At 46.0% G+C, this 11865-nt stretch carries 5 protein-coding genes; 4 read left to right on the top strand and 1 reads right to left on the bottom strand.

Annotation, left to right across the window (positions count from 1 at the left end):
- The first annotated feature begins 282 nt into the window (after positions 1-282).
- The 4 genes from RMO55_RS17815 to nirD all read left to right on the top strand — a co-directional run bounded on the left by RMO55_RS17815 (position 283) and on the right by nirD (position 10973).
- Entirely contained in the window at positions 283-2151 is a 1869-nt protein-coding gene (locus tag RMO55_RS17815; RefSeq protein ID WP_310428753.1) for an AMP-binding protein, read from the top strand.
- A 145-nt stretch (positions 2152-2296) separates the two neighbouring features.
- A complete protein-coding gene (locus tag RMO55_RS17810; RefSeq protein ID WP_310428751.1) occupies positions 2297-3139 on the top strand; it encodes an isocitrate lyase/PEP mutase family protein in 843 nt (280 codons plus the stop codon).
- Between the two features lie 64 nt (positions 3140-3203).
- Positions 3204-10523 carry a non-ribosomal peptide synthetase gene (locus RMO55_RS17805; protein ID WP_310428749.1) on the top strand — a complete coding sequence of 2440 codons (7320 nt, stop codon included), beginning with the start codon at positions 3204-3206 and terminating at the stop codon, positions 10521-10523.
- A gap of 93 nt (positions 10524-10616) precedes the next feature.
- A complete protein-coding gene (gene nirD, locus RMO55_RS17800) occupies positions 10617-10973 on the top strand; it encodes a nitrite reductase small subunit NirD (protein WP_310428748.1) in 357 nt (118 codons plus the stop codon).
- 110 nt (positions 10974-11083) lie between these two features.
- Here nirD and RMO55_RS17795 read toward each other — a convergent pair whose 3' ends face one another.
- Entirely contained in the window at positions 11084-11725 is a 642-nt protein-coding gene (locus tag RMO55_RS17795) for an L-threonylcarbamoyladenylate synthase (protein WP_310428746.1), read from the bottom strand.
- Positions 11726-11865: the final 140 nt, after the last annotated feature.

The following is an 11865-nucleotide window of genomic DNA, read 5'->3' as shown; positions in this document are numbered from 1 at the left end:
CGATTTATCAAAAAGGTATTTCACTCAATAAGTCAGCAATGAAAGAGGTGGAAAAAAGATTAGAACGAAACCCACTACTCCCTAAATGGGATGTTCTGATTCGTCCGGCTTAGTGGGTATATTCTTTATCGGGAATCACCTAAGTTGGGAGAATTTTACAATCAATATAAAGAATTAAGACAAAAGCTATAGAAAAGCTAAAAATTAAATTACGGTAAATTTGACTACAATTACAGTAGTCCTAGTACTTACAGTTTTAGCTTTTTTCGCCATCGACTCGATATGAACTTGCCTCACAGCGTCAATGTGCCAGCCACTTTGTCTGTGCTTTTAGCAGATATCGCCCGCAAGACTCCTGATGCAATTGCGCTCCTCGCGCCAGGACATCAGCCCCTCAGCTATAGTCAGCTCGATCGACAGATTGCTGAAATTGGCACCATGCTTCGTTGTTGGGGCATCAGCAGAACGGATCGAGTTGCGCTAGTACTACCAAATGGCGCGACAATGGCAGTAGCCTTTTTAGCCATTGCCGCACATGCTACTTGTGCCCCATTAAATCCCGCTTATGGCGATCGAGAATTTAATTTTTACCTGTCGGATCTTCAGCCCAAAGCCTTAATTATCGCCGCAGATCTAGACTCTCCGGCGCGTGAAGTCGCTAAAAGGCTAGGAATTGCGATCGTTGAATTAAGTCCCATCCCAGGGGCACCTGCGGGCATATTTACCCTCACAGGCACGGAAATTGACGCTCCCCCTCCCAATACAGTTGCAAAACCAACCGACATCGCTTTAGTATTACATACTTCTGGCACCACCTCTCGACCCAAATTAGTACCGCTCACCCAGCAAAACCTGTGTAGTTCAGCCCAGCATATTCGCACGACTTTGGCTTTAACCGCAGCGGATCGGGCGTTGAATGTGATGCCATTATTTCATATTCATGGACTAGTCGGCGTGCTACTCTCATCCCTGAGTGGCGGATCTAGCATTATTTGTACCCCAGGCTTCTCTGGTGCTGACTTTTTTGACTGGATTGCCACCTTTTCGCCCACCTGGTACTCGGCGGTACCGACGATCCATCAACAGGTATTAGCCAGAGCAGCAGCCAATCTGGAGATCGTCCGCCAGCATCCGTTGCGATTCATTCGCTCTTCTTCCGCTTCACTCCCAGCACCAGTGATGAGCAGCTTGGAAGAAACCTTTAATACACCGACGATCGAAGCCTACGGGATGACAGAAGCCGCTCATCAGATGGCTAGCAATCCCCTCCCACCTGGCAGCAGAAAAGCAGGCTCTGTCGGCGTTCCGGTGGGGTCAGAGATGACTATTCTCGATCGGTTTGGGGCGGAATTAGCGATCGGGCAAGTAGGCGAAGTCTGTATTCGGGGCGATAATGTTACTTCAGGTTACGAGCAAAATCCAACAGCAAATGCCACCGCGTTTATTAATGGGTGGTTTCGCACTGGCGATTTGGGTTATTTCGATCCCGATGGTTATCTATTTTTGCGCGGGCGAATTAAGGAAATTATCAATCGTGGTGGCGAGAAAATTTCGCCACAAGAGGTAGATGAAGTGCTGATGGAGCATCCCGCCATTGCCCAAGTCGTGACATTTGCCGCACCACATACGCTATTGGGTGAAGAAGTCGGCGTGGCAATCGTTCTCAAACCACAGGCGACAACTACCGAACTAGCAATTAAACAATTTGTAGCCGAGAGATTGGCTGATTTTAAAGTGCCGCGTGTGGTAGTATTTGTCCAAGAGATTCCCAAAGGCGCGACGGGTAAATTGCAACGGATCGGGTTAGCCGAAAAGCTCAGTTTACAAGCTACCGATCCCAAACTTCCCAGAGCCGATTTTATCGCCCCACAAACCTCGATCGAAATATCACTAGCTAGGATTTGGGCTGAAGTATTGGGGGTAGAATCGATCGGCATGGCAGATAATTTCTTTCAACTGGGTGGAGAATCGCTCGCTGCTGCACAAATCATCAATCGGATTCGATCGATTTGGCAAGTAGAGTTGCCACTGATGATTTTCTTTGGACGAGCGACGCTAGCGGAGATGGCGATCGAGATTACCCAACTTCAAGCAGCCCAAATCGATGATGAAACGCTAGCACAGATGCTTGCAGATCTCGAATCGACATAGCGGTTCCTATCCTAGTGAGGGGTATTCTTAGTAAAGATAGTAGCTAGTAGTACCTGATTCGATTGAAAGCTGCCATAACAGACAAGGAAATTAGTAACAGTTCTGGTTCGAGTGGATATTAACAGTTCGATCTTTGGAGGTTTTCATGCAGTATCCGATCGATAATATTTCTCCATTGCAGCAAGCAGTAAGAGGTCGAGGTATCATCCCTTTCATTGGAGTTTATGATGTATTTTCAGCGGCAATTGCTGGTAAATATTACGATGGGATATTTATTAGCGGTTTTAGCTTTGCAGCCAGTCACTATGGTTTGCCAGATATTGGTTTTATTGCTTGGTCAGATATCATTGCCTTCGTCCAACGGGTGAAAAACATCTTACCCCATCACTTATTATTAGTCGATATCGACGATGGTTATGTCGATCCCGAAGTTGCATGTCATGTAGTGGCATCATTGGAATCGATCGGCGTGGCAGGTATCATCCTCGAAGATCAGAAACGTCCGCGTCGATGTGGTCACGTTGACGGCAAATTATTGATGGATTTAGATGATTTTCTAGAGAAATTAACTAAAGTTCTTTCTACCCGCCGCAATTTATTTACGATCGCCAGAACTGATGCGACTGAATTGGATGAAATTATCCGCAGGGCAAAAGCTTTTGCCGCAGCGGGTGCGGATGCAGTACTAGCAGATGGGATTAAAGACCTTACAGTAATTGAGTCTCTCAGGCGGGAAATAAGTATCCCATTAGTCTTTAACCAAATCGCTGGCGGCAAATCTCCCGCTTACAATCTCACTCAACTACAAACAGCCGGAGTTTCGATCGTCAATTATAGTACACCTTGCTTATTTGCAGCTCAAGCAGCAGTGGAGAACCAGATGAAATATTTAACAGAACATGATGGTTTATTATCATCAGCATCGATAACAGTTAAAGACTGCAATCAACTACTCGATCGAAATTTACGCGATCGATACAGTCATTAAGTTAGATCGATCGCGCATTTTCAAGTCCAAGCCCAAACCCCGACCCCGATTTCTTCCCAGTAACATGAACGAATTACTTCAACAGCGGATCGCGCGACTGTCCCCAGTCCAGCGACAACTTTTAGAACAAAAATTACATTCAAAAAACCAGCAACTCCCAGATAACAATCGCATCTTACCTGGTAGTAGATCTGGTAATTTACCCGCATCATTTTCCCAGCAAAGACTATGGTTTTTGAGTCTATTAGAGCCAGAAAATTGGATTTACAATCGTCCGGCAAATATTCATCTTGACGGGGAATTAAATATTTCAGTTTTAGAGCGATGCCTGAATGAAATCATTCGTCGTCATCAAGTTTTACGCAGTAACTTTGTTTCAGTGGACGGACGACCCACGATCGTAGTTAGTCCAGAAATTAAGCTAAATTTAGCCATAACCGATCTGAGTAAGCAATCGATCGCCGATCGCGATCGTCCGCTCCAACAATTATTACGACAATTTGCCCAACATCAATTCGATCTAGCCAAGGATTGTTTATTTACAACAGGCTTAGTCAAACTAGCAGTCGATGAATATATCTTATTACTCACCTTCCATCACTCGATATTTGATGCTTGGTCGATGGATGTACTTTTAGACGAAATGACGAGACTTTATGATGCTTATAGCCAAGACAAAACATCGTCCTTACCAGATTTAGAGATTCAATATTCAGATTTTGCTAATTGGCAAATTCAACAATTTAAGCATTCAGACTATCAACTGAAACTAGACTACTGGAAACAACAGCTCGGTGGGGAATTACCAATATTAGCATTGCCGACCGATCGTTCGCGCCCACCAGTGCAAACTTTTAATGGAGCTACATGTACTCACGTCTTATCCTTAGATTTAACCCAGTCATTAAAACAGCTAAGTCAAAATCATAATGTCACCTTATTTATGACCTTGTTAGCAGCCTATCAGGTGCTACTCTATCGATATTCAGGGCAGACAGATATTATTGTCGGCACCCCAATCGCCGGACGCGATCGATTAGAAACAGAAAACCTAATTGGGGTATTTATTAATACATTAGTGTTGCGAACCCAATTAGCCGCAGATTCAACCTTTGAAGATATTTTAGCCCAAGTGCGTCGAGTTGCGCTAGAAGTTTATACGCATCAGGAGATTCCTTTTGAAAAATTAGTCGAAGAACTGCAACCGGAGAGAAATTTAAGTCATCTACCGCTAGTTCAGACGTTATTTCAATTAAGAAAGCCGGAAAAAGTCTGGCAAACACATCAGGGCTTAAAGTTAGCCGAAATGAAGATCGATCGAGAAGTTGTGGCTTTCGATCTTTGTCTCGATCTTACCGAGACAAATACTGGTTTAGTTTGCCGATTTGAATATAACACCGATTTATTCGATCTCGATTCGATCGAGCGGATGGCGGGACATTTCACAACTTTATTAGCAGGAATTGTTGCCGATCCTCAGCAGTCGATCTCCAGTTTGCCCCTACTGACAGCCGCAGAGCAGCAGCAATTGAGTGACTGGAATCAAACTCAAACAGCATACCCTCAAGCCTGCATCCACCAATTATTTGAGGAACGAGTAGCAAAAAATCCTGATGCCATCGCAGTAGTATTTGAAGAGCGACAACTCACTTATCGAGAATTGAACGATCGATCGAACCAACTCGCCCATCACTTGCAAAGTTTAGGTGTCCAGCCGGAAGTATTGGTAGGGATTTGTGTCGAACGTTCGGTAGAGATGGTAGTTGGTATTTTGGGTATCCTCAAAGCGGGAGGAGCTTATCTACCACTAGATCCTAGCACTCCAACCGATCGGCTAGCGTATATTCTCACTGATGCCCAGTCAACCATCCTGGTGACTGATTCTAGTTTGCTGGGTAATTTACCAAACTGCAATCGAGCGATCTGTCTAGATACAGACCTCTCAACTATCGATCGCTACCCAACTACTAATCTAGACCTAGCTGGAACCGCCGACAATTTAGCTTACGTTATCTATACTTCCGGTTCTACTGGGAATCCCAAAGGAGTACTAGTTACCCACAGTAATGTCGTCCGGCTATTTACCGCTACAGCACACTGGTATCGATTCGATTGCCAAGATGTGTGGACTTTATTTCACTCTTTTGCCTTTGACTTTTCGGTATGGGAAATTTGGGGAGCATTATTGCATGGTGGGCGATTGGTTGTCGTGCCTTATGCAGTCAGTCGCGATCTCGACGCATTTTATCAATTATTAATATCCGAGCGGGTGACAGTCCTCAATCAAACCCCATCGGCGTTCGATCGGTTAATTACCAGCGATGCCAGATCTCCCCTCAGTCACAAGTTAAAGTTACGATTGGCGATCTTTGGTGGCGAAGCTCTAAATCTATCCAGCCTCAAACCTTGGTTCGATCGACATGGCGACAAATTTCCGCAGTTGGTGAATATGTATGGCATCACGGAAACTACTGTGCATGTAACTTATCGACCGCTAACTTGTGAAGACGTTCGCACTCGTCGCAGTTTCATCGGTCGTCCGATTCCTGACTTGCAAGTTTATGTCTTAGATCCTTACCTGCAACCCTTGCCAATTGGCGCGATCGGCGAAATGTATGTTGGCGGAGCTGGTGTGTCGCGGGGCTACTGGCAACGAGACGAACTCACCAACACCCGATTTATCCCCAATCCGTCTAGTGCATGTCCGACCGCCCGCTTGTATCGAACAGGCGACCTGGCACGGTATCTACCAGATGGTCAGCTCGAATATATCGGGCGGATCGATAACCAAGTCAAACTTCGGGGCTTTCGGATCGAGCTGGGCGAAATCGAAACCGTGCTGAGTCAACATCCAGCGATTTCCCGATCGACAGTTATCGTCCGAGAGGATACTCCTGGCAACAAACAGTTAGTCGCTTACTGGATGAGCGATCGCACTACACCACCGCAAATTAGTGAATTGCGAGATTTTATCGCCCAAAAGCTGCCAAATTATATGGTGCCATCAGCGTTCGTACAGATCGACTCGCTACCGCTAACACCAAATGGCAAAATCGATCGTCACGCTTTACCCACACCCGATCGTGATGCTTTTACTAGTGCAAATACCAGCTACAGTCCACCAAAAACACCGCTAGAGCAGCAGTTGGTGACAATTTGGTCGAAACTGCTCAAATTAGAGCGAGTGGGCATCCACGATAATTTCTTTGAACTAGGCGGACATTCCCTCCTCGCCATCAAATTAGTAATGGAGATCGCCACCACTCTCGATCTAGAGATATCGCTCCAACAACTATGGCAAACGCCGACGATCGCGGAATTAGCCACATCTGTAGCCGCTCGTCCGATCGGATTAACAACAATTCCCCGCCGTACCCCAGATCTTCCGCTACCGCTATCATTCTCCCAACAACGGTTATGGTTTTTAGAACGCCTCGATCCGGACGCTGGAGCTTATCATATTCCCGTACTCGCCAGATTAACTGGCACGCTCGATCTGCAAGCATTACAGCAAGCTCTAGATGCAATTGTCGCCCATCATGAAGTCTTACGGACTAATTTTAGCGGTACTGGAGATCGCTTAGTGCAGGTCATTCGGCCACCTCGATCGGTCGAGTTATTAGTGCTGGATTTTCAAGTTCCAGCCGCCGATCTCGAATTACGGCTACAACAAGAAATCCTCCACACCTTCGATCTAGAGAAAGATCTAATGCTGCGCGGCTGTGTAGCGCAAATTAGCCCGCAGGAACAGATTTTGCTGGTGACAATTCATCATATTGCCGCTGATGGTTGGTCGATGGGGATTTTTGCCGCACAGTTAGAGTCCCTCTATCAAGCATATTGCGACGATCGATCTCCCGAATTACCAGCATTGCCGATTCAGTATGCCGACTTTACCTTGTGGCAGCGACAATGGCTCCAGGGCGAAGTTTTCGATTCACACCTCGCCTATTGGCAACAGCAGCTTGCAGGTGCGCCCCCAATACTATCGCTACCGATCGATCGTCCTCGCCCAGCCATTCAAACATTTACTGGCAGCTCCGTCTCATTTACAGTCGATCGAGAATTAATCAGATCGTTAACTCAACTGAGTCGGCAAGCCGGAGTGACATTATTTATGACTCTGTTAGCCGCCTTCGATATCTTGCTCTATCGCTATACAGGTAGTGAAGATCTCATCGTCGGCGTACCTGTTGCTAATCGCGATCGACGAGAAATTGCCGAATCGATCGGCTGTTTTGTGAATACCTTAGTATTGCGGGGCGATCTCTCTGGCAATCCAAGTTTTCACGAATTGCTGGAGCGGATCGAACGGATGGCAGTGGGGGCTTATAGCCATCAAGATTTACCCTTTGATGTGTTGGTCGATCGATTGCAGCCCCAGCGAGATTTGAGCTATTCACCGATCTTTCAGGTACTGTTTGGGTTTGAGGAGGATGTCGAGCCAAGACAGATTCAACTAGCTAATTTAATTACTAGTCCCTACGCGCTGCCACGACAGACGGCCAAATTCGACCTGTCTCTGGCTTTAGAGAAACAAGCCGATAGTTTAGTCGGCATCTTTACCTACAATACCGATCTGTTTGAAGCTGCAACGATCGAGCGAATGGTAGGACATTTCCAAACATTACTCGCCGCAATTGTTGTCGCGCCTCAGCAGTCGATCGCTAGTTTACCCCTACTGACAACCGCCGAACAGCAGAAATTTTATGACTGGAATCAAACTCAAACAGCATATCCTCAAGCTTGCATCCACCAATTATTTGAGGAACGGGTAGCCAAAAATCCTGATGCCATCGCCGTAGTATTTGAAGCGCAACAACTCACCTATCGAGAATTGAACGATCGATCGAATCAATTAGCCCGCCATCTTCAAGGATTGGGGGTCAAACCAGATGTCTTGGTAGGGATTTACGTCGAGCGTTCTTTGGAAATGGTGGTGGGATTGCTAGGGGTATTGAAAGCAGGTGGGGCTTATGTGCCGCTAGATCCGAGTTATCCAGTGGCACGGCTCAGTTATATGGTGGCGAATGCGAGTGTTGAGATCTTGCTGACACAACAAGCATTATTATCATCATTACCATCGATCGCTACGCGAGTAATTTGTTTGGATGCCGATTGGGAGAGGATCGATCGACAAGATACTGCCAACCTCCCGCAGCAAGTAACATCAGCACATCTCGCCTATACCATTTACACCTCCGGCTCGACAGGCAAACCCAAAGGCGTGCAGATCTGCCATCGATCTGTAACGAACTTTTTGAATGCCATGCAGCGCAAACCAGGCTTGACAGAACGGGACACGCTGCTGAGTGTCACCACGATTTCCTTCGATATTGCCGTCCTCGAACTCTACTTACCGCTGACTGTCGGTGCCAAAATCGTCCTCGCCAGTCGAGAAATCGTCAGGGATGGTCGTGGATTATTACAACTACTTACCGAGTCGCAAGCCACAGTCATGCAGGCTACTCCCACTACTTGGCAACTACTCCTCGCCGCTGGCTGGACTGGTAAATCTCAGCTCAAAAAAATTCTCTGCGGTGGAGAAGCTTTATCAACCGATCTCGCCAGTCAGCTCATCGCCAGAAGTGAGTCGGTGTGGAATCTCTATGGGCCAACAGAAGCAACGGTGTGGGTGACGATCGATCGAGTTGACGATCTCGATCCTGCCACAGTTTCGATCGGACGACCGATCGATAATATCCAAACTTATATTCTCGATTCCCATCTGCAACCCGTCCCGATCGGGGTTCCAGGGGAATTATATATCGGTGGCGATTGTTTGGCTACAGGATATCTCGTTGGCGTAGCCTCGGCAAAGCCGAATCGTCCCGATTTAACCGCTCAGAAATTTATCACCAATCCCTTTAGTACCGCACCACAGGCGCGCTTGTACAAAACTGGCGATTTAGTCAAATATCTACCCAACGGCAAGATCCAATATCTCAGTCGGCTCGACGATCTCGTCAAACTGCGGGGCGTAAGGATCGAATTAGGTGAAATCGAAAGCTTATTAGCCACGCATCCAGAGATTCGATCGACAGTCGCGATCGTGCGTGAAGATACTCCTGGCGATAAACGTCTAGTCGTCTATATCATCCCCGATCGTCAGCAATCGCCGCCGCAAATTCGGGATTTACATGACTTCCTCGCGCAAAAATTGCCGCGTCAGTCGCTCCCTTCCGCCTGGGTAATGCTGGCTGATTTCCCAACGACCCCAAATGGTAAGATCGATCGGCACGCCTTGCCAGTACCGGATCTTACTGCTATTATCCAGCTCCAAACCGAGCGAGTCGCACCCAGAAACTCGATCGAGTCACGATTACTATTAATTTGGACGAAAGTATTAGGTCTAGAAGATTTCGGAATTCATGATAACTTCTTTGACTTAGGCGGTCATTCACTATTGGCGGTAAATATGTTTGGCGAAATCGATCGTATCTGGGGAGTAAATCTACCATTAGCAACATTATTTCAATCCCAAACAATTGCCGAACTAGCGACAACGATCGCACCCACAATAGCAAATATCGCTCGATTGAATCTCCAGTTACCAGTATGGAATTCTCTAGTAAAAATTAAGCAAGGTGACTCGATCGATCCACCCATGTTTTTCATCCATGATGTCTCTGGAAGCGTCTTATTTTATCGAGAAATAGCCGATCGGATTCGATCGAACCGAACTTTTTATGTCCTACAACCAAGAGGAATGGACGGACGCACGCCGCCTGTGACTTCGATAACGGAGATGGCAGCTAATTATATTGAAGAAATTTTACGAGTTCAAGCAGAAGGTGCGTATTATTTGAGTGGTTACTCATTTGGTGGTTTCGTTGCCTTTGAGATCGCCCGTCAACTTCACGAGTTGGGGAAAGAAGTCAAACTGCTGGCTATCATCGATACTAGTGCGCCCAGATCGAGGGAAACAGCCGAGTACAGCGCATCGCCCCCAGACAAACCACGCCGCAATCATTCGCGACTAGCTAAATTTTTGAGATTGAGTTCACACGAACGAATCGACTATCTCCGCAATGGTCTGCGTATCCATCGTACGTTTGGCAAATTACGACTTCCCTATCAATTTTATTTGCGCTACATCAAACGATCTCTGTCAGAAGCGGGTAGTTTGGATGTCTATTGGACTAACGCTCGTGCTTTCACGGATTATGTAGCTCCATCAACCTATCCCGGTCGCGTAACTTTATTTTATTCTGATGAAAAACCTCAAAAGCTAGCAGTTAATCTCACCCTAAATTGGGATAATCTCGCCACAGGTGGTGTCGAACTAGAGGCCCTCCCTGGCTCCAATCATGCAACCATCATCCGAGTACCACATGTCAATTTATTGAGTGAAAAATTAACATTTATACTCGATCGGCTCTAGCTACCACAACTGAGGGATTTAACGTGAGTCTTGGCATAAGCCAGGAAACTCACGTTAAAATAAGTCTTAAGCTGTTATCCTAACCTCTAATTAATGTCACAAACAGAATCGATTGAGCCAACAACTCAACAGTGGACAACAATCTGTCCCTTAGAACGAATTTTACCAAATACAGGTGTTTGTGCCTTAGTAAACGGTCAACAGATCGCTGTTTTTAGAGTCGGTGAAGGGACGGATGTATATGCGATCGGAAATTACGATCCGTTTAGTAAAGCATACGTTTTATCTAGAGGCATTGTCGGAGATCGGAATGGCATTCCCAAAGTTGCATCCCCAATCTACAAGCAAAATTTTAGTCTGTTGACAGGCGAATGTTTAGACGATGCATCTGTGAAATTACAGACTTTTTCGGTTCGAGTTGTCGATGGACAAGTTCAGGTTAGTGGCTAAAAGCTGTGGTAATTGTTGCTAACTTTCCAACACCTGCTCTAAAATCTATGGCACAGTTACCTGATGAAACCTTAACAACAATTTTCTATCTACTGCGCGTTTGCCACTAATCAAAGCCAGGATACCACTTCAGCATAGCCTAGACCCTCCCGAAGTACTTCGGGAGGGTCATTTGTCATATCCAAGATTGTCGAGCCTTCCATGCTAGATTCCGAGCCATTATCGATGATAATATCGACTAACTTATCCAGATGGTCGAATAATCTCGCTTTTTCAATCCCTAGTGTTGGCTGATAACCATCATCATCTCGAACGTGTGCAGATGCTGAAATTATCGGATTTCCCAAGTTCTCTAGTAGGATTTGACAGAGTGAATGTTTGGGTACTCTAATTCCAGTGGTTTTGCGTTTGGGATCTTGAACGATTTTGGGAACGAGTTTGGTGGCTGGTAATATAAATGTGTAAGTACCCGGAATCAGGTGTTTCATCAATCGATAAGCAGCATCGGAGACTACTGCATATTCGGAGATATTCGATAAAGACTGACATAAAAAAGTCAAGGGTTTATCATTGGACATCCGCTTGATCTGACGGACTCGATCGACTGCTGTTTTTGACTTGAGATCGCACCCGATCGCGTAAACTGTATCCGTGGGATATAGCATCACCGCACCATCTTTCAATGCTGCAACAATTTCATCGATCTTTCTGATCTGTGGTGTCTGAGGATGAATTTCGTAAATAGTAGCCATGTTTTTAGTTGAAAGTTGAAAGTGAAATTCTGATGGGTGGGAGCAGTCAATCGCTAGTATTTGTCGATTCTCGTTCCGAGCTGCTACGCCAACGATCTCACATAACTATTCGGATTTTTGCCTAGCAATTATTAGTCGGA

The sequence above is a fragment of the Chamaesiphon sp. VAR_48_metabat_135_sub genome (genome assembly GCF_031418915.1).
GTDB lineage: Bacteria > Cyanobacteriota > Cyanobacteriia > Cyanobacteriales > Chamaesiphonaceae > Chamaesiphon.
This window is presented reverse-complemented; position numbering and strand designations above follow the sequence as displayed.